Source organism: Nocardia yamanashiensis NBRC 100130, from assembly GCF_001613325.1.
GTDB classification, from domain to species: Bacteria; Actinomycetota; Actinomycetes; order Mycobacteriales; family Mycobacteriaceae; genus Nocardia; species Nocardia yamanashiensis.
In genome coordinates, this window is record NZ_BDCD01000008.1 from 26,450 (window position 1) to 44,356 (window position 17,907).

20 protein-coding genes are annotated in these 17,907 nt (G+C 68.3%); 11 read left to right on the forward strand and 9 right to left on the reverse strand.

Annotated features, from left to right (window positions below):
- Positions 1 to 7: 7 nt before the first annotated feature.
- Together NY1_RS08510 and NY1_RS08515 are read right to left on the reverse strand one after the other, a co-directional pair.
- Complete coding sequence (locus NY1_RS08510; protein WP_067710212.1) at positions 8 to 196, reverse strand: hypothetical protein; 189 nt, start codon at positions 194 to 196, stop codon at positions 8 to 10.
- Complete coding sequence (locus NY1_RS08515) at positions 196 to 420, reverse strand: hypothetical protein (protein ID WP_067710214.1); 225 nt, start codon at positions 418 to 420, stop codon at positions 196 to 198. The genes NY1_RS08510 and NY1_RS08515 overlap by 1 nt, the downstream gene beginning before the upstream one ends.
- 225 nt (positions 421 to 645) lie before the next feature.
- Between NY1_RS08515 and NY1_RS08520 the strand changes: the two genes are divergently transcribed.
- A complete protein-coding gene (locus NY1_RS08520) occupies positions 646 to 1,089 on the forward strand; it encodes an SRPBCC family protein (protein WP_067710216.1) in 444 nt (147 codons plus the stop codon).
- A gap of 27 nt (positions 1,090 to 1,116) precedes the next feature.
- Here NY1_RS08520 and NY1_RS08525 read toward each other — a convergent pair whose 3' ends face one another.
- Positions 1,117 to 1,434: a DMT family transporter gene (locus NY1_RS08525; RefSeq protein WP_067710218.1), complete on the reverse strand. Its 318-nt coding sequence runs from the start codon at positions 1,432 to 1,434 to the stop codon at positions 1,117 to 1,119.
- A 38-nt stretch (positions 1,435 to 1,472) separates the two neighbouring features.
- Entirely contained in the window at positions 1,473 to 1,817 is a 345-nt protein-coding gene (locus NY1_RS08530) for a DMT family transporter (protein WP_067710220.1), read from the reverse strand.
- A gap of 101 nt (positions 1,818 to 1,918) precedes the next feature.
- Here NY1_RS08530 and NY1_RS08535 point away from each other — a divergent pair, with 101 nt between their 5' ends.
- Positions 1,919 to 2,371, forward strand: coding sequence for a MarR family winged helix-turn-helix transcriptional regulator (locus NY1_RS08535; protein WP_067710222.1), 453 nt, complete (start codon positions 1,919 to 1,921; stop codon positions 2,369 to 2,371).
- Between the two features lie 15 nt (positions 2,372 to 2,386).
- Here NY1_RS08535 and NY1_RS08540 read toward each other — a convergent pair whose 3' ends face one another.
- On the reverse strand, positions 2,387 to 2,989 hold the full coding sequence (locus NY1_RS08540; RefSeq protein WP_067710224.1) for an SACE_7040 family transcriptional regulator: 603 nt from the start codon (positions 2,987 to 2,989) through the stop codon (positions 2,387 to 2,389).
- A gap of 96 nt (positions 2,990 to 3,085) precedes the next feature.
- Here NY1_RS08540 and NY1_RS08545 point away from each other — a divergent pair, with 96 nt between their 5' ends.
- The 6 genes from NY1_RS08545 to NY1_RS08570 are packed head-to-tail and all read left to right on the forward strand — an operon-like array spanning position 3,086 to position 11,103.
- Positions 3,086 to 4,672, forward strand: a complete 1,587-nt coding sequence (locus tag NY1_RS08545; RefSeq protein WP_067710226.1) for a carboxyl transferase domain-containing protein — start codon at positions 3,086 to 3,088, stop codon at positions 4,670 to 4,672.
- Positions 4,672 to 6,753 carry an acetyl/propionyl/methylcrotonyl-CoA carboxylase subunit alpha gene (locus NY1_RS08550; RefSeq protein WP_084534780.1) on the forward strand — a complete coding sequence of 694 codons (2,082 nt, stop codon included), beginning with the start codon at positions 4,672 to 4,674 and terminating at the stop codon, positions 6,751 to 6,753. Before NY1_RS08545 ends, NY1_RS08550 begins: the two co-directional genes overlap by 1 nt.
- Entirely contained in the window at positions 6,750 to 7,910 is a 1,161-nt protein-coding gene (locus NY1_RS08555; protein ID WP_067710228.1) for an acyl-CoA dehydrogenase family protein, read from the forward strand. Before NY1_RS08550 ends, NY1_RS08555 begins: the two co-directional genes overlap by 4 nt.
- The gene (locus NY1_RS08560) at positions 7,907 to 8,392 is read left to right on the forward strand and encodes a MaoC family dehydratase (RefSeq protein ID WP_067710230.1); all 486 of its coding nucleotides are present in this window, start codon (positions 7,907 to 7,909) and stop codon (positions 8,390 to 8,392) included. The genes NY1_RS08555 and NY1_RS08560 overlap by 4 nt, the downstream gene beginning before the upstream one ends.
- Positions 8,389 to 9,198, forward strand: a complete 810-nt coding sequence (locus NY1_RS08565) for an HpcH/HpaI aldolase/citrate lyase family protein (RefSeq protein ID WP_067710232.1) — start codon at positions 8,389 to 8,391, stop codon at positions 9,196 to 9,198. The genes NY1_RS08560 and NY1_RS08565 overlap by 4 nt, the downstream gene beginning before the upstream one ends.
- A 12-nt stretch (positions 9,199 to 9,210) precedes the next feature.
- Complete coding sequence (locus NY1_RS08570) at positions 9,211 to 11,103, forward strand: acetoacetate--CoA ligase (RefSeq protein ID WP_067710235.1); 1,893 nt, start codon at positions 9,211 to 9,213, stop codon at positions 11,101 to 11,103.
- Here the strand turns inward: NY1_RS08570 and NY1_RS08575 are convergent.
- Positions 11,092 to 12,120, reverse strand: a complete 1,029-nt coding sequence (locus NY1_RS08575; protein WP_067710237.1) for a TIGR03617 family F420-dependent LLM class oxidoreductase — start codon at positions 12,118 to 12,120, stop codon at positions 11,092 to 11,094. The two genes, NY1_RS08570 and NY1_RS08575, sit on opposite strands and share 12 nt — an antisense overlap.
- Positions 12,121 to 12,293: 173 nt before the next feature.
- On the opposite strand from NY1_RS08575, the gene NY1_RS08580 reads away from it, so the two are divergent.
- Positions 12,294 to 13,361, forward strand: coding sequence for an isopenicillin N synthase family dioxygenase (locus NY1_RS08580; RefSeq protein WP_067710239.1), 1,068 nt, complete (start codon positions 12,294 to 12,296; stop codon positions 13,359 to 13,361).
- Here NY1_RS08580 and NY1_RS08585 read toward each other — a convergent pair.
- Positions 13,320 to 14,279 (reverse strand): helix-turn-helix transcriptional regulator, encoded by a 960-nt coding sequence (locus NY1_RS08585; RefSeq protein ID WP_067710241.1) that lies wholly within the window; start codon positions 14,277 to 14,279, stop codon positions 13,320 to 13,322. The two genes, NY1_RS08580 and NY1_RS08585, sit on opposite strands and share 42 nt — an antisense overlap.
- Positions 14,280 to 14,342: 63 nt before the next feature.
- Between NY1_RS08585 and NY1_RS08590 the strand changes: the two genes are divergently transcribed.
- Positions 14,343 to 15,479: an epoxide hydrolase family protein gene (locus tag NY1_RS08590; protein WP_067710243.1), complete on the forward strand. Its 1,137-nt coding sequence runs from the start codon at positions 14,343 to 14,345 to the stop codon at positions 15,477 to 15,479.
- Between the two features lie 127 nt (positions 15,480 to 15,606).
- Positions 15,607 to 16,032, forward strand: coding sequence for a DUF4254 domain-containing protein (locus tag NY1_RS08595; RefSeq protein ID WP_067710245.1), 426 nt, complete (start codon positions 15,607 to 15,609; stop codon positions 16,030 to 16,032).
- Between the two features lie 9 nt (positions 16,033 to 16,041).
- Here the strand turns inward: NY1_RS08595 and NY1_RS08600 are convergent, their stop codons facing one another.
- Together NY1_RS08600 and NY1_RS08605 are read right to left on the reverse strand one after the other, a co-directional pair.
- The gene (locus NY1_RS08600; RefSeq protein ID WP_067710247.1) at positions 16,042 to 16,767 is read right to left on the reverse strand and encodes an ABC transporter ATP-binding protein; all 726 of its coding nucleotides are present in this window, start codon (positions 16,765 to 16,767) and stop codon (positions 16,042 to 16,044) included.
- Between the two features lie 16 nt (positions 16,768 to 16,783).
- A complete protein-coding gene (locus NY1_RS08605) occupies positions 16,784 to 17,833 on the reverse strand; it encodes an ABC transporter permease (protein ID WP_067710249.1) in 1,050 nt (349 codons plus the stop codon).
- Positions 17,834 to 17,907 lie beyond the last annotated feature (74 nt).

The window sequence follows — 17,907 nt, forward strand, 5'->3', positions numbered from 1 at the left end:
GCACCCCCTACGCCAGGTCTTCGAGTTGCCGCTGCAGCAGCACCAGCGCGACGCCCACGACCGCGATACCGGCCGCCACGGCGCTGAGCACCGCCACCCAGAGCGCCACGCGGAAAACGGGATTCACCCGCTTGCGCCCACCGAGCACTTTGATGCCCTCGACGAGGAGGTCGATGAGCCAGACCAGAATCATCATTACGTCATGCACACATTCGAGAAGGTGAGCACCGGCCAGCACACGATCGATCCGAGGAACGAGATGATCACGTCGAGTCCGTGCTGCTGTTTCAGGTGCGAAGTGTGGGTGAGCGTCCAGATGACGCCGACGATCCCGTAGGGGACGCCGAGCAGGATCAGCGTGCCGAGGAACTCGGACACCTTCATCTCGTAACTCAGTATTCGATCGAGTCGTCGGAGCATGGTGACGTATGTTACTCAAGATTCTTGCGAGTTCCGACGCTTTTCTCGAAGTTGTTTTGGTTCTTGACCCGCTTCGATCCGGGTCTTATGTTATGGAGTATTCATAGTTGAATGCAGGTCGTCCCGGATCCGGGGCCCAGGCGCCCGCCCGGCAATCGCGCCCCGGCCGCCCGCCGATCTCGTAGGCTGCGCAGAGGTTCGAGCGGGAACGAGAACGGAGCCGGTATGCGCACGGTGGTCATCGAACGCACCATCCACGCACCACGGCCCGATGTGTTCGACTGGTTCACCGATGCCACCAATTACCAACGGGTTCCGTTCGTCCGGCGCGTCACGCTGGTGCGGCCGGGGGATACCCGCAGTCACGGGGCGGGAGCCGTGCGGCTCATCGTCACGCCGCTGCTGCGGATCACCGAGGAGATCGTGGAGTACTCGCCGCCGGAGCTGATGCGCTACCGGTTGCTGAATTCCGTTCCGCCGCTGCGGCATCAAGAGGGATACATGTCGTTCGCGGAGGTGTCCGCCGGTACCCGGGTGCGATGGTTCTCCACCTTCGAGATCGCCTCGCCGGTGCTGGCGGGATTCTTCACCGCCGTGTTCGCCCCGGCCATTCACGGCGGGTTCGTGATGGTGTTTCGCACCGCGGAGCGTGAGCTCCGCGGTGCGTGAAACCTATTGGGTGTGAAAGGTTCTGGATCAGGCCGCGCCGAGGCGCAGGGTGATCACGCCGGCCACGATGGCGGCGAAGGCGACCAGCTTCGGCGCGGTGATCTTCTCGTGGTAGATCAGGGCGCCCAGCACCACGGTGCCGATGGCGCCGATGCCGGTCCAGATCGTGTATCCCACACCGACATCCAGGGTGCGCAGCGCCAGGCTGAGGGTGAAGATCCCGGCCGCCGCGGCCAGCAGCGTGAACACCGACGGCCACAGCCGGGTGAATCCCTTGGTGGCGTTCGTGCCGAGCGCGAAGGCGATCTCGAAGACGGCGGCGATGCCCAGCCATACCCAAGCCATGATGAACTCCTTTGAAAAATATTGCGATGAACTGTTTTTCAGGCGGCAACGGCGCCGGGATGCGACAGCTTGTCGGCGATCTTCAAGCCGAGTACGCCGCCGATGATCAGCACGAAGGCGAGCGCCTTGACGGCGGTGAAGGTTTCGCCGAACACCACCGAGCCGAGCACCACGGTGCCGACTGAGCCGATGCCGGTCCACACCGTGTAGCCGACGCCGACGTCGAGGGATTTCAGCGCCAGGCTGAGGAAGAAGATGCCGCCGGTCGCCGCGGCCGCGGTCAGTAGCGACGGTCCCAGCACCGTGAAGCCGTGTGTGGCGTTCGTGGCCAGCGCGAAGACGATTTCGAAAACCGAAGCGACGAGCAGATATACCCAGGCCATGGGAAACTCCTGAAGGGTAGTTGCATGTATATGCAAGTACGTGATGACGAACAAAAGCTTGCATGTACATGTAAGGTGTTGTCAAGAGTGAAGGAGATCTCATGGCAACCAAGGCCGGTACCCGCGGCGCGGCGGTCGACACCCTGATGTGGAATCGCATGCTGACCCTGCACGCCCAGGTCGAAACCCGGCTCGCCACAGCGCTGCAACGCAAACACGGACTCGGCCTCTCGGAGTACCGCGCCCTGGTCTTCCTCGACGAAGCCCCCGGCAATGAACTCCGCATGCAGGATCTCGCCGCCAAGGTCGGCCTCAACCAGAGCTCGGTGACCCGCCTCGTCGGCCGTCTCGATTCGGCTGATCTCGCCTATCGCGATCTCTGCGCCGACGACAAGCGCGGGACCTACGCCGTGCTCGCCGATGCCGGCCGCACCCGCTACCGGGAAGCTCGCCCCACTTACGAGGCCACCCTCGCCGCCGCTCTGGACGAAGTCGCCGGCTCCGACCCGGCGCTGGCCGCGCTCTTGGCCGCGGCCCGCAGCGTCACCGAATAACGCTCGGCCCCTTCGTCATTCCGGCTGTTCGAGAGCTGCCAGGGCCATGCGGCGCAGGACCGGACGGGCGCGCGTGGCAAGAGTGGCGGGTGCGCTGTGGGGTGTCGAGTTGATCAACCCGAAGGTGGCGTGGGCCTGGACCCGGGCCGCCGGTTCGGGGAGTTCGGGGTGTAGTTCGCGCAGGATGCCGACCCAGAGTTCGACGTACTGGCGCTGCGTGCGCCGGACCTGACGGCGGGCCGATTCGGGCAGGCTCTCCAGGTCGCGGTCCTGGATGCGGATGAGTTCCGGCTCGCCGAAGGCGAAGTCGAGATGGAAGTCGACCAGGCCGGTGAGCGCCTCGCCCGGGGTGGGGGCGGAGTCGATGACCGCCCGCCCGCCGTCGAGTAGTCGCTGGCTGACGCCGACCAGCAGTTCGACCAGCAGTGCTTCCTTGTTGGGGAAGTGGCGGTAGACCGCCGGGCCGCTGATGCCGACGGCCGCGCCGAGGTCGTCCAGGCGTACGCCGAGGAAGCCGCGGTCGGCGATCAGCCGTGCCCCGGCGTCGAGCAATTGCTCCCGCCGCTGCGCTTTCAGCTGCTCGCGGCGCGTGGGGACGACGGTGTCGGCGCTGCTCACCGTGGCTCTCCCTTCGCGGTCCTGGACAACTCAGTTAGTGCAGATTATCTTAAATTCCAGTTATTGGGTATTAACCGAACGAGCTGGGATGGCGGAATGACGCTGACTGGGGACGTGCGCACCGGAAACCGGGCCGCGCATCTCGCGCTGGTCGAGGAGTTGCGCGAGAAGCTGGCCACGGCCGCGCTGGGCGGGCCGGAGAAGGCGCGGGAGCGGCATCTGGCGCGCGGCAAGCTGTTGCCGCGGCAGCGGGTGGATCAACTGCTGGATCCGGGTTCGCCGTTCCTGGAGCTGTCGCCGCTGGCGGCCGACGGGATGTACGACGACGAGTGCCCGGGCGCGAGCGTGATCGGCGGCATCGGCCGGGTGTCCGGGCGCGAGTGCGTGATCGTGGCCAACGACGCCACGGTCAAGGGCGGCACCTACTACCCGATGACCGTCAAGAAGCATCTGCGCGCGCAGGAAGTCGCGCTGCAGAACCATCTTCCGTGCATCTACCTGGTCGACTCCGGCGGCGCGTTCCTGCCCAAACAGGACGAGGTGTTCCCGGATCGTGAGCATTTCGGCCGCATCTTCTTCAATCAGGCGAACCTGAGCGCCAAGGGCATCGCGCAGATCTCCGCGGTCATGGGCTCCTGCACCGCCGGCGGCGCGTACGTGCCCGCCATGAGCGACGAGACCGTCATCGTGCGCGATCAGGGCACCATCTTCCTGGGCGGCCCGCCGCTGGTGAAGGCCGCCACGGGGGAGATCGTGACGGCGGAGGAACTGGGCGGCGGCGAATTGCATTCGCGCACTTCCGGTGTCACCGATCATCTGGCCGAGAGCGATCAGGACGCGCTGCGCATCGTGCGCAATATCGTGGCCACGCTCGGGCCGAAGACGCCTTCCCCGTGGGAGATCGCACCCACCGTCGATCCCATCGCCCCGCAGGACGAGCTGTACGACGTGGTGCCGGTCGACCTGCGCACCCCGTACGACGTGCGCGAGGTCATCACCCGCATGGTGGACGGCGGCGAATTCCAGGAGTTCAAGGCCGAATACGGCAAGACCCTGGTCACCGGGTTCGCGCGCATCCACGGCCACCCGGTCGGCATCGTGGCCAACAATGGCGTGCTGTTCGGCGAATCCGCCATGAAGGGCGCGCATTTCATCGAACTGTGCGACAAGCGCACCATCCCGCTGCTGTTCCTGCAGAACATCACCGGCTTCATGGTCGGCCGCGACTACGAGGCCGGCGGCATCGCCAAGCACGGCGCGAAGATGGTCACCGCGGTGGCGTGCGCGCGGGTGCCCAAGCTGACCGTGGTCATCGGCGGTTCCTACGGCGCGGGCAACTACTCCATGTGCGGGCGCGCGTATTCGCCGCGCTTCCTGTGGATGTGGCCGAACGCCCGCATCTCGGTGATGGGCGGCGAGCAGGCCGCGTCGGTGCTGGCGACCGTGCGCGGCGACCAGCTGGACGGCAATGGCAAGCCCTGGTCGGCCGCGGATCAGGAGGCCTTCAAGGCCCCGATCCGTGAGCAGTACGAAGCGCAGGGCAATCCCTACTACTCCACCGCCCGCCTCTGGGACGACGGCGTGATCGATCCGGCCGATACCAGAACCGTTGTCGGCCTGGCGCTTTCGGCTTGCGCCCAGGCCCCCGTCGAGCCCGTTTCCTACGGCGTCTTCCGGATGTGATGACCATGACGAACACAGCGTTGCTGAACGCCACCCAGCCCGTCGCCTTCGACACCGTGCTGGTCGCCAATCGCGGCGAGATCGCGGTGCGTGTCATTCGTACCTTGCGCGCCATGGGAATTCGCTCGGTCGCCGTCTACAGCGACGCCGATGCCGACGCCCGGCACGTGCGCGAGGCCGATACCGCGGTCCGGCTCGGCCCGGCCCCGGCGCGCGAGTCGTACCTGGATATCCACAAGGTTGTGGATGCCTGTGTACGGTCCGGCGCACAGGCCGTGCATCCCGGATACGGCTTCCTGTCGGAGAATTCGGCCTTCGCGGCGGCGCTGGACGAGGCGGGCATCGTCTTCCTCGGCCCGCCCGCCAAGGCCATCGAGGTCATGGGCGACAAGATCACCGCCAAGAACGCGGTCTCCGCCTACGGGGTGCCGGTGGTTCCCGGTATCGCCAAGTCCGGCCTGACCGATGCCGAATTGCTCGCCGCTGCGGTCGAAATCGGCTATCCGGTGCTGGTGAAGCCGTCCGCCGGTGGCGGCGGCAAGGGCATGCGCCGGGTCGAGGATCCGGCCGACCTGCCCGCCGCCCTGGTCAGCGCCCGCCGGGAAGCCGGTGCGGCCTTCGGTGACGACACGCTGTTCCTGGAGCGATTCGTCAACCGTCCCAGGCATATCGAGGTCCAGATTCTGGCCGACCAGTTCGGGCACGTGCTGCACCTGGGCGAACGCGAATGCAGTCTGCAGCGCCGCCATCAGAAGGTGATCGAGGAAGCGCCCTCGCCGCTGCTGGACGCCGCGACCCGGGCCCGGATCGGCGCGGCGGCCTGCGATACCGCGCGCAGCGTGAACTACGTGGGCGCGGGCACCGTCGAATTCATCGTCTCCGCCGATAATCCCGACGAGTTCTTCTTCATGGAGATGAACACCCGTCTGCAGGTGGAACACCCGGTGACCGAACTGGTCACCGGTGTGGACCTGGTGGAATGCCAGGTGCGCATCGCCGCCGGGCAGCAGCTGACGGCGAGCCAGGACGATATCCGGCTCACCGGGCACGCCGTCGAAGCGCGCGTGTACGCCGAGGATCCGGGCCGCGACTTCCTGCCCACCGGCGGCACCGTGCTCGCCCTCGCCGAACCGGAAGGCCCTGGCATCCGGGTGGATTCGGGCCTGCGCGCCGGCACCGTGGTCGGCACCGACTACGACCCGATGCTGTCCAAGGTCATCGCCTACGCCGCCGACCGCGCCACCGCCATCACCAAACTCGATGCGGCCCTGCGCGATACGCAGGTGCTCGGCGTGCGCACCAACACCGACTTCCTGCGCTTCCTGCTCGCGGAGCCGGACGTACGCGCCGGAAAACTCGACACCGGATTGCTGGACCGTCGCGCTGTCGACTTCGCGCCCGCCCCCGTCGCCGACGACCAGTTCATCGCGGCCGCCGCCGAATTGTGGCTGAACCTCTGGGCAGCGGAGGGTGCGAGCTCCCTGTGGGCGCAGCCGAGTGGTTGGCGGGTCGGCGCGCACGCGCCCACCACCTTCCGGCTGGTCGCGGGCGACCGCACCGCGCACGTCGCGTTCACCGGTACGCCGGAGCGGGCGGCGGTGCGGGTCGAGGACGGTGAAGAGCGCACGCTCACAGCGTCTTTCGCCGCCGATTCCAAGTCCGGCGCCACGGGACTCGCGCTCGTGCTGGACGGCATCCGCGCCACCTACGCCGTCGCCGCCGAGGCCGGTCAGCTCTGGGTCGCCGACCGTACCGGCGTCGCCGTGCTCCGCGAGGTCGCCGAGGCCGATACCCGGGGCGGCGGCGCGCACGAGGGCGATGCCGAAATCCTCAGCCCCATGCCGGGTTCCGTCATCGCCACCCCCGTCGAGTCCGGCGCGCTGGTCGCCGCCGGCGCCCCCATCGTCGTGGTCGAGGCCATGAAGATGGAGCACACCCTCACCGCCCCCGTCGCGGGCCGCGTCGAACTGCTCGTCCAGCCGGGCGCGCAGGTCAAGCTGGAACAGCCGCTGGCCCGCATCATCGCCGCAACCGCCGACTCGGCCGCCCCGGCCGCTTCCGAGGAGAACCAGCCCGCATGACCGACTTCCTCTCCACCGGGCAGCTGCCCGACGAGTACCGCGAACTCGCCCTCACCGTCCGCGATTTCGCCAACCAGGTGGTGGCCCCGGTCGCCGCCAAGCACGATGCCGAGCACTCCTTCCCGTACGAGGTCATCGCGGGCATGGCGGACATGGGCCTGTTCGGCCTGCCGTTCCCCGAGGAGTTCGGCGGCATGGGCGGCGACTACTTCGCGCTCTGCCTGGCCCTCGAGGAACTGGGCAAGGTGGACCAGAGCGTCGCCATCACCCTGGAAGCCGGTGTGTCGCTGGGCGCCATGCCGATCTACCGGTTCGGCAACGACAAGCAGAAGCAGGAATGGCTGCCGCTACTGGCCAGCGGCCGGGCGCTGGGCGCGTTCGGGCTCACCGAACCGGGCGCGGGCAGCGATGCGGGCGGCACCCGCACCACCGCCGTGCAGGACGGCGACAGCTGGATCATCAACGGCTCCAAGCAGTTCATCACCAACTCGGGCACCGATATCACCCGCCTGGTCACCGTCACCGCGGTCACCGGCACGACCGATGGCAAGAAGGAGATCTCCACCATCATCGTGCCCGCCGACACGCCCGGCTTCGTGGCCGAACCGGCCTACAACAAGGTCGGGTGGAACGCCTCCGACACCCACCCGCTGAGCTTCACCGACGTGCGGGTGCCGGCCGAGAACCTGCTGGGCGAGCGCGGCCGCGGCTACGCCAACTTCCTGCGCATCCTGGACGAGGGCCGGATCGCCATCGCGGCGCTGTCGGTCGGCGCGGCCCAGGGCTGCGTGGACGAGAGCGTGCGATACAGCAAGGAGCGCGAGGCTTTCGGGCGGCCGATCGGCGCCAACCAGGCCATCGCCTTCAAGATCGCCCGCATGGAGGCGCGCGCCCACGCCGCCCGCACCGCCTACTACGACGCGGCCGCGCTCATGCTGTCCGGCAAGCCGTTCAAGAAGCAGGCCGCCATCGCCAAGCTGGTCGCCTCCGAGGCCGCCATGGACAATGCCCGCGACGCCACCCAGATTTTCGGCGGCTACGGCTTCATGAACGAATATGCTGTGGCCCGGCACTATCGAGACAGCAAGATCCTGGAAATCGGGGAAGGCACCACGGAGGTGCAGTTGATGCTGATCGGGCGGGAGCTGGGCCTGTGACCGGAACCCAGCGCCGAGTCGTCCAGCGCGGCTTGTGGTTCGACGAATTCGAAGTCGGCGTGGTGTACGAGCACCGGCCCGGCCGGACCATTACCGAAGCCGACAATGTGCTGTTCACGACGCTGACCATGAACACCCAGGCGCTGCACCTGGACGCGGCGTTCGCCGAGGCGCTGCCGCCGTTCCATCAGCGCCTGGTCAATTCCATGTTCACGCTGTCCACGCTGGTCGGCTTGTCGGTGGCGCAGCTGACCCAGGGCACCATCGTCGCCAATCTCGGCTTTTCCGAAATCGCGTTCCCGAAGCCGCTTTTCCACGGTGACACCTTGTACGCCGAAACCGTGGTGACCGACCTGCGGGAATCCAAGAGCCGTCCGGGAGAGGGCATCGTGACTTTCGCGCACACCGGCCGCAATCAGCACGGGGACGTGGTGGCCACGGCCGTCCGCAAAACCCTGGTCCGCAAGGCCCCGACCGCATGAACTGGGAAATGCCCGGCCCGGCCTGGCTCTTCTGCCCGGCCGACCGGCCCGAGCGCTACGGCAAGGCCCTGGACGCCGCCGACGTGGTGATCATCGACCTGGAGGACGGGGTCGCGGAGGCCGACAAGCCCGCCGCCCGCAAGGCGCTCATCGACACCCCGCAGGATCCGGAACGCACCGTGGTGCGGGTCAATGCCGCCGGCACCCTGGATCACGTGCTGGACCTGGACGCGCTGCTGCGCACCGATTACCGGCGCATCATGCTGCCGAAATGCGAATCGGCGGAACAGATCACGCGGCTGACCGAGTACGAGGTGATCGCGCTCATCGAATCCCCGCTGGGCGCCATGGGCGTGGGCCGGGCGGTGATGGCGCGCAATGCCATCGGCGTCATGTGGGGCGCGGAGGATCTGGTGGCGGCGCTCGGCGGCAACTCCAGTCGGCACGCTGACGGTTCCTACCGGGATGTGGCACGCCACGTGCGTTCCCAATCCCTGTTGGCGGCAAAGGCTTACGGCAAATTCGCGCTCGATTCGGTGTTCCTGAACATCCCGGATCTGGATGGTCTGGCCGCCGAATCGCTGGACGCGGTGGCGGTCGGCTTCGACGCCAAGGTGGCCATCCATCCGTCGCATTTGCCGGTCATCCGGCGCGCGTACGCCCCGTCGGACGACGAAGTCGATTGGGCGCGAAGGCTGCTGGCGGAGGTGCCGAATCATCGCGGCGTCTTCACCTTCGAAGGCCGCATGGTGGACATGCCGGTCATCCGGCACGCCGAGCGCATTGTGGCGCGGGCACTGAGCTAGGAGGTTTGGGCGGTGGAGCCACAGTGGGCGCCGAGCGCGGCGGATATCGAGACGGCGCGGGTGACCGATTTCGCGCGGTTCGTGGAGCGGCGGACGGGCGTAGCCACCGACGGCTACCGGGAACTCTGGCAGTGGTCGGTGGACGACCTGCCCGGCTTCTGGGGTGCGCTGTGGGACTATTTCGAGCTCGGTGAACGCGGCGCGGAAGTCCTGGCGTCGGCGGAAATGCCCGGCGCGCAATGGTTCCCGGGCACCCGCCTGAACTTCGTGGATCAGGTGGTGCGGCAGGCGCGCACCGATCGGCCCGCCATCATCTCGGTCGACGAGACCGGCGCGCGCACCGAACTGTCCTGGGCCGACCTGCTCGGCAAGACGAAGGCGTTCGCCGAAACCCTGCGCGGCCTGGGCGTCACACCCGGCGACCGGGTGGCGGGGTACCTGCCGAACATTCCCGAAGCCGTCATCGCCTTCCTCGCCACCGCGAGCCTCGGGGCGATCTGGAGCGCCTGCGGCATGGACTATTCCGCGCAGGCCGCCCTGGACCGGCTCGGGCAGCTGGAGCCCAAGGTGCTGGTCACCACCGATGGCTACGTCTTCGGCGGCAAGACCCACGACAAATCCGCGGACGTGGCCGCGTTGCGGGCGGGCCTGCCCGGCCTGGTGGCCACCGTCACCGCCGCCGAGATCGCCGCGGGCGCCTCCGACGGCGAAATCGCCACCGAGCAGGTCGATTTCGACCATCCGCTCTGGGTGCTGTACTCCTCCGGCACCACCGGCAAGCCCAAGGGCATCGTGCACGGGCACGGCGGCGTGCTGCTCGAGCATTTGAAAGCCGTTGCGCTGCAATCGGATATCGGGCGCGACGACACCTTCTTCTGGTACACCAGCCCGAGCTGGATGATGTGGAACTTCCAGCTCTCCGGCCTGCTGGTCGGCGCGACCATCGTCTGCTATCCGGGCAGTCCGTCCGCACCGACCACGGATGCGCTGTGGTCCATTGCCGCTCGGGTCGGAGCCACCGTGGTCGGCACCAGCCCCGGCTATGTGCTGGCCTGCGCCAAGGCGGGTTCGGTCCCGCGCCGCGACCACGATCTGTCTGCCCTGCGCCTGGTCGGTATCACCGGTTCGTCGCTGCCCCCGTCGTCCGCACTGTGGTTGCGCGACAACGTGGGCGAGCACGTCCCGGTCGCCTCGATCAGCGGCGGCACCGATGTGGTCTCCGCCTTCATCGGCGGCGTGCGCACCGTCCCCGTCTGGCCCGGTGAACTCTCGGCCCCGTATCTCGGCGTCGCCCTGGACGCCTGGGACGAGAACGGCAAACCGGTGCGCGGCGAAGTCGGCGAACTCGTGATCACCGAACCCATGCCGTCCATGCCGGTGCGCTTCTGGAACGACCCCGACGGATCCCGTTACCACGACGCCTATTTCGACATGTTTCCCGGCGTCTGGCGGCACGGCGACTGGATCACCCTCACCGACCACGGCAGCATCGTCGTGCACGGCCGCTCCGACTCCACCCTCAACCGCCACGGCATCCGGATGGGCAGCGCCGACATCTACCAAACCGTGGAAGCGCTGCCGGAAATCGCCGAAGCCCTGGTGCTCGGTGTGGAACAGCCGGACGGCGGTTACTGGATGCCGCTGTTCGTGGTCCCGGTCCCCGGCGTCGACCTGACCGACGAGCTGAAGGCGCGCATCAATGCCGCCATCCGCACCGAGGTCTCGCCCCGGCATGTGCCCGACGAGATCATCCAGGCTCCCGGCGTCCCGCACACCCGCACCGGCAAGAAACTCGAAGTCCCGCTGAAGAAGCTGTTCCAAGGCGCGGACCCGGCCACCGTGGTGGCCCGTACCGCCATCGACGATCCGGATCTGCTGGACTGGTTCGCCGCCCTACGCGACTGACCGCCGCCGCAGCTCCGCCAGCATCACGCGGAAGTCCTCGTCGTCCTCGGCATCCTCCGGGACGGCGAGGGAAATCCCTTGGCACGAACCGGAATACCACTCGTGCAGCAGCTCGGGCAGCTCCCGGTAGGTGCCCTGCGGCACCAGCGCCGCCAGTGCTTCGTCACCGAGCAGCGCGGGCAGCGTCGCCCACTCCTTCGCCGCGGCCCCGGCGATCAGCCGATCCGCGGTCTCCCCGAACCCGAGCAGATCCAGCGTGCCGCGATACGCGGGCGTCGAATACAGAAACGCCAGCTCCGACCGCACGGCTTCCCGTTTCGCATCCAGTGCCGCGCGATCCGCGCCGGTGATCACCTTGGGAACCACGACGATCCGCGGCACGCCGTCCCGGCCGGCGCGCTCGGCTCCCGCCGTCAGGGCCGGAAGCAGCCGCTCCCGCAACGCGATCGGATGCGATGCGGTCGGATGCGCCACGAAGCCGTCGGCGACCGCGCCCGCCAGCTCGCACATGCGCCGATTCACCCCGCCCAGCCAGATCTGCGGCATCCCGGTCTCGAGCGGCCCCGGGTTGAAATAGGGCTGCAACCGCGTGAAGGTGTACGACTCGCTCTCGTATTCCAGGGCCGCGCCGTGCTGAAACGACCGGAAGACGGCCCGCAGCGCCCCGACGTAATCGCCCAGCCGCCGCACCGGATCCGACCACTCCATCGAGTAGCGCCCGACGATATTCCCCCGCACCTGCGAGGCCACCCCCAACTGAAATCGCCCGCCCGAGAACGCCGCCAGATCCCGGGCCGCGCAGGCGGTCACCATCGGACTGCGGGCGAAGGCCACCACCATGCTGGTCCGCACCGTGAGCCGCGCGGAGTGCTCCGCCGCCAGTGCGCACACCGCGAACGGATCGTGCGCGGTCTCCGAGACGTGCACGGTATCGAACCCGAGCCGCTCGATGCGCCGGACCCGCTCGCCCACCAGGCCGAGCGGGGTATCGGCGGGCAATGACGTCACGATCTCCACCTCCGCACCCTCTCACACCGGGGGCGGCGGCTGATCCGACACGGAGCGGCGGTGATCGCTGGGGCTTAACATGTTTGTGACGTACATGAACGTCATCGCTATACGGATGGGCGAATCTGACTGCTGTCACTTATCAGTCGGCTGGTTGCAGGCACCGCGGTGAAAGGATCGTCATGGAGTTTCGGGTACCCGTCATCGATATCGGCCCGTATGTGAACGGCGCTGGCGCGCAGGCGCGTTCGGAGGTGGCGCGCCAGATCGACGCGGCCGCGCGGACCGTCGGATTCATGCAGATCGTCGGGCACGCGGTGCCGCAACCGGTGCTCGACGGGTTCACCGCCGCACTCGATTCGTTCTTCGGGCTCGAACTCGCGGCCAAACGGGAGTACCGCACGCCGCCGGCCATCAACCGGGGGTATTCGCCGCCCAAGAGCGAAAGCCTGAGCCTGAGCCTCGGCGTGGAATCGGCCGGGCGGATGAAGGACTTCTTCGAGGCGTTCAATGTGGGCGTCCCGGCGGCCCGATACCCGGACCTGGCGTTGCCCGCCGACGACTACGCCGAAAACTTCTGGCCCCGTGAGCTGCCGGAGTTCCGCGCGCCCGTGGAGGCCTACTTCGCCGAAGCCGCCCGGGTGGCGCGCACGCTCACCACCGCGTTCGCGGACGCGCTGGAACTGCCCGCCGGATACTTCGACGCGTTCACCGACCACTCCCTGGACGTGCTGCGGATGAACAATTACGCCCTGCCGCCCGGCGCGGTGGAATTGGACGGTGAACTGATCGGGATGGGCGAGCACACCGACTACGGCATCGTCACCGTGCTGTGGGCGGACCGCGCGCCCGGTCTGCAAGTGCTGGGCGCGGACGGCATCTGGCACGACGTGCAGCCCGAGGAGGGCGCGCTGCTGGTCAATCTCGGGGATCTGATGGCGCGCTGGACCAATGAGCGCTGGATGTCCACCCTGCACCGGGTGAAGCCGCCCATCGTGGACGGCACGATCCAGCGGCGGCGCAGCGCGGCCTACTTCCACGACGGCAATCTCGACGCCGTCATCGCCACCCTGCCCTCGTGCGTGGGCGACGGCAGCAGGTACGAGCCGGTCACGGTGGCCGAGCACATCCGGGCCAAGCTGGCCGGTTCCCGTGGGCTGCAATCGAATTCCAATGCCGAGCGGGAAGCCGCTCGCGTGCTCGCCGCGCTATCGCAGGGCGGCGTCGATGCGGCCGCGGAGGGCGCGTAGGGCCGCATCGAGTTCGGGGGAGTCGTGCACCTCGAAACGAAAACCGAGGTCGAGCAGGCGCACGGCCAGCCAGTCCGGGGAATCCTCGCGGGTCATATCGAGCAGGCAGGTCTTTTCGTCCAGGGCGGTGAGATCGCCGGGCCCATCGCCCAGCCGCCCGGCGATCCGCCCGATCGGCGCGGCGATGGTCACGTGAATCCGGATGGCCGGTACGCCCCAATCGGTGCGCGCGCCGCTCACGAACGCGGCCGGATCGGCGGCGGGCAGTTCGCGCGGCGTGAAGCGCGCACCGGTCGGCTGCGGGCGCTCCACCCGGTCCACCCGGAAGGTGCGCCACGCGGCCCGGTCGAGATCGAAACCGACCAGGTACCAACGCCGATGCGCGGGCACCAGCCCGACCGGCTCGATATTGCGGCGGGTCTCGCTGCCGTCGCCGGAGCGGTAGGCGAACCGCACCCGCTCCCGGTTCGTGATGGCGGCGGCCAAGGCGGTCAGCACTTCCGGATCGACCGGTTCGGCGTTCCCGCTCGGCGTCACCGTCGCGACGCCGAGCACCCGCACCCGCCGGCGCAATTTGGCGGGCAGCACCTGCTCCAGCTTGGCCAGCGCGCGCACCGACGCCTCCTCGATGCCCGCCACCGCCGACCCGGCCGCCGCGCGCAAGCCGACCGCGATGGCCACCGCTTCCTCGTCGTCCACCAGCAGCGGCGGCATGGCGGCGCCGGCGACCAGGCGATAACCGCCGGTCATGCCCATGGTGGCTTCGACGGGATAGCCGAGTTCGCGCAGCCGGTCGATATCGCGCCGGACGGTGCGGTCGGAGACGCCGAGGCGGTCGGCCAGTTCACTGCCCGGCCATTCGCGCGGGGTCTGCAACAGGGACAGCAGGCGGAGCAGCCGTGCGGGGGTGTCGCTCATGTTCGAAACTCTCCTCCGCAACTAGGACCGTACCTGACCTAGTTCATTTCTAACGTAGTTCCCATGAGCACCGAGATCCGCCCCTTCCGCATCGCCGTCCCGCAGTCCGACCTCGAGGACCTGAACGATCGCCTGGCCCGCGCCCGCTGGTCGGCGCAGCTGCCCGGGCAGGGCTGGGAGCGGGGCGTGCCGGTGGACACGCTGCGCGCGCTGGCCGAGTACTGGCGGACCGAATTCGATTGGCGGGCACAGGAAGTCGCGCTCAACGAGTTCCCGCAGTTCCTGACCGAGATCGACGGCCTGGACGTGCACTTCCTGCACGTGCGCTCGCCCGAGCCGGACGCGCTGCCGCTCATCCTCACCCACGGCTGGCCCAACAGCTTCGTCGAATTCACGAAAACCATTCCGCTGCTGACGGATCCGCGGGCGCATGGACTGACGCAGCGGGCGTTCCACGTGATCGTCCCGTCGGTGCCCGGCTTCGCGTTCTCCGAAGGGCCGCGCGAACCCGGCATGAAGCCGCGCCGGGTGGCCGCCATGTGGATCGAGCTGATGGCGCGGCTCGGTTACCAGCGGTACGGCGTGCAGGGCGGTGACCTCGGCGCGTACGTGGTGCAGGAAATGGCGCTGGCCGCTCCGGACCGAATCGTGGGCGTGCACATCGACGGCGGACTCGGCATGCCGTCCGAATCCGACGTACCGGACATGAACGCCGACGAACTGGCCGAATGGGAAATGATGCGGAAGTGGCAGAGCGGCGTGAACCATCACGTCCTGCTGAATGCCGCGCCGCAGACCTTCGCCCACGGCTGGACCGACTCCCCGGTCGGATTGCTCGCCTGGCTGGTGCACAAATTCAACGAATTCGCTTTCCTGGCCGAGAATTTCGAAGACGCCTACGACCGCGATCAGTTGCTCACCAATGTCGCGCTCTACTGGTTCACCAATACCGCCGCGACCTCGTCCTGGCCCATGTACAACGGCCTCGGCGACAATGGTTTCGCCTGGCCGGCCGGTCAGCGCCTGGTGCCCGTCGGCGTCTACGGCGGCGGTTCGGATCTCATGCGGCGGCTCGCCGAACGCGACAATCACATCGCCTATTGGCCCGAGGGAAATACCGGCAATCACTTCCTCGCCATGGACGTTCCGGTCGCCCATGCCGCCGATATCGCAACCTTCTTCACCAAGATCAATTCGTAACGGTTCCCGTATCGAAACTCGCGGTCGCAGAACAGCAGCGGGTTGGTTCCGTCACGGACATATTCCGGACATCTGCGCTCACTATCGTGCTCCGAATTAGCTAGTGCGCGGTATGAGGAGCAGTCAAATGCGAGATCCACTGCCAACCAAAAGCCAAGTGCTCCGGGCCTGCCGGGGAAGCGGATTCCCCGGCCACCCGCTACTGCGCGCCGCTCACGATCTAGCCGAAGTCCACGAACGCCGCCTTAGCGCCACCCCCGACCAGGCGGCCGCACTGGAACAGATCCGCACCGACCTGGTCCACGAAATCGACCGCTGGATAACCTCGCAACTCCCGCCGAGCCACGGCGGCGCGCGCGTCCACACCGAAACCCTGGGCGCGGTCATCGACCGCCTCGCCGCCCTCACCGCTCACGCCTACGCCGCCCTGGCCAGCGCCACCACCCGGGATCTCGCCAATATCTGGGAGCACCTGGCCGAACTGGCCATCGGCTACGAGGACCTCACCTCCGAGGTCCGCACCGGCCGCCGGCGCCTGCCCGGCGGCCACTGACTCCCGCGCTCAGGCGGCGAGGGCCTCGGACTCGAGGCTGAGGACGCCGTCGACCATGCGATAGACGGCGTCCATCCGGTGCAGGTGCGAGCGGTCGTGGGTGACCAGGAGGGTGGCGGCGCGGTGCTCGCGCACGATGCCGACCACCAGGTCGATGATGGCGGCGCCGCGCTCCTGATCGAGGGCGCTGGTGGGTTCGTCGACGACCAGCAGGGCCGGGTCGTTCATCAGCGCCCGGGCGATGTTCACGCGCTGGCGCTGACCGCCGGAGAGCTGGGCGGGGCGCTTGGCCTCGTGCCCCGACAAGCCGACGGCGGCCAGCAGATCGCGTGCGCGGGAACGGGTTTCGCGACGGCGGGCGGGCGAGACGAACCAGGACTGGCCGAGATGGGACATGGCCTCGAGCTGCTCGAGCGCGGTGAGGGCCGGAATCAGATTGGACTGCTGGAACACGATGCCGATGGACTCGCGGCGCAGCGTGGCCGCGTCCTTGCGCGACAGCGCCGCGAGATCGACCGTGCCGGTGGCGGTTTCGAGCTCCACCTGCCCGGAGTCGGGGCGCAGCAGGGTCGAGGCGGCGGCCAGCAGCGTGGATTTGCCGGAGCCGGACGGGCCGGTGATGGCGGCGATCTCCCCGCCGCGCACTCGCAGGTTCACGTGATCGAGGGCGGTGATGCGGTCGGCGCCGTCGGGGAAGGTGAGGACGAGGTCGGCGACCGTGAGGGTGTTGGTCATCGAAAGCTCCTGGGGGTCAGCGCGCTTGGTTGAGGGCGGTGAGCGGATCGGTGGTGGCGAGGAAGCGCAGGGCGAAGGCCGCGCCGAGCAGGCCGAGCAGGATCAGCGCGGCGGCGGGGACCAGGGTGGTCGACGCGGTGAGCACGAACGGGACGGCGTCGCCGATGAACAAGCCCGCCACGGTGGTCGCGCCGACGCCGATGCCGACGCCGAGCGCGAGCACGATCAGGGCCTGGCTCAACGCATCTCGCACCAGTGAGCCGGTGGTCGCGCCGAGCGCTTTCAGGGTGGCGATGTCGGGCTGGCGCTGCACGGTCCACACGGTGAAGAACGCGCCGATGACCAGGGCCGAGATGGCGAAGAGCATGACGGTCATGAGGGTGAGCGAACCGTTCTCGGCCTGATAGGAACTCATGGCCGACAGCGACCCCTTGGTGCTGGTCGTGGTGGTGTGCGCGGCGGCATTGACGGCCGCGGTGTCGCTCACCCCCGAGACCGCGAGGATGGTGGCCGCGCCCGAACGCGGGTTCAGCGCTTGCCAATCCGTGAGCGTCATCCACACGACGGGGGTGTGGGCGTACCAATCGTCGCCGGTCACACCCTGCACGGTGAAGTTGCCCGAGCCGAGGTCCACCACGTCGCCGGTCTTCGCGTCCAGGTTCTTGGCGGCGGCGCTGCTCAGGATCACCGATCCCGGAGTGGTAGCCACACGATTGCCGAAAGGTGTTCCCTCGACGCCGAACAGCGCCACCTGGGTGGGCGACGCACCGTCGTGGGTGGCCCGGGTGCGGCTGATGCCGATCGGGTCCACGGTGCCGCCGGCCCGCTGCCAGACCTCGATCTGATCGGTGCCGAGGGTGGAGGAGTCGTAGGAGGGTTTCGCGCCGGTGTCGGCGAACACCACGGTGGAGGTGTGCAAGGACTCGATGGCGGAGATGTTCTGGTGCGCGAGCCCGGCGGTCAGGCCGCTGAGAAAGCTGACCAGCAGCGCGACCAGCGTGACCACCAGGGTGATGAGGAGGAAGCGGCCGCGGGCGGCCCGCAGATCTCTGAGTGCGACGAACATACTTCCACCCTGGCCGTGATCGGCCGCGAAACCATCGCGCCGGGGGACGAAGATCGACCCTGCCGACGGTGGGG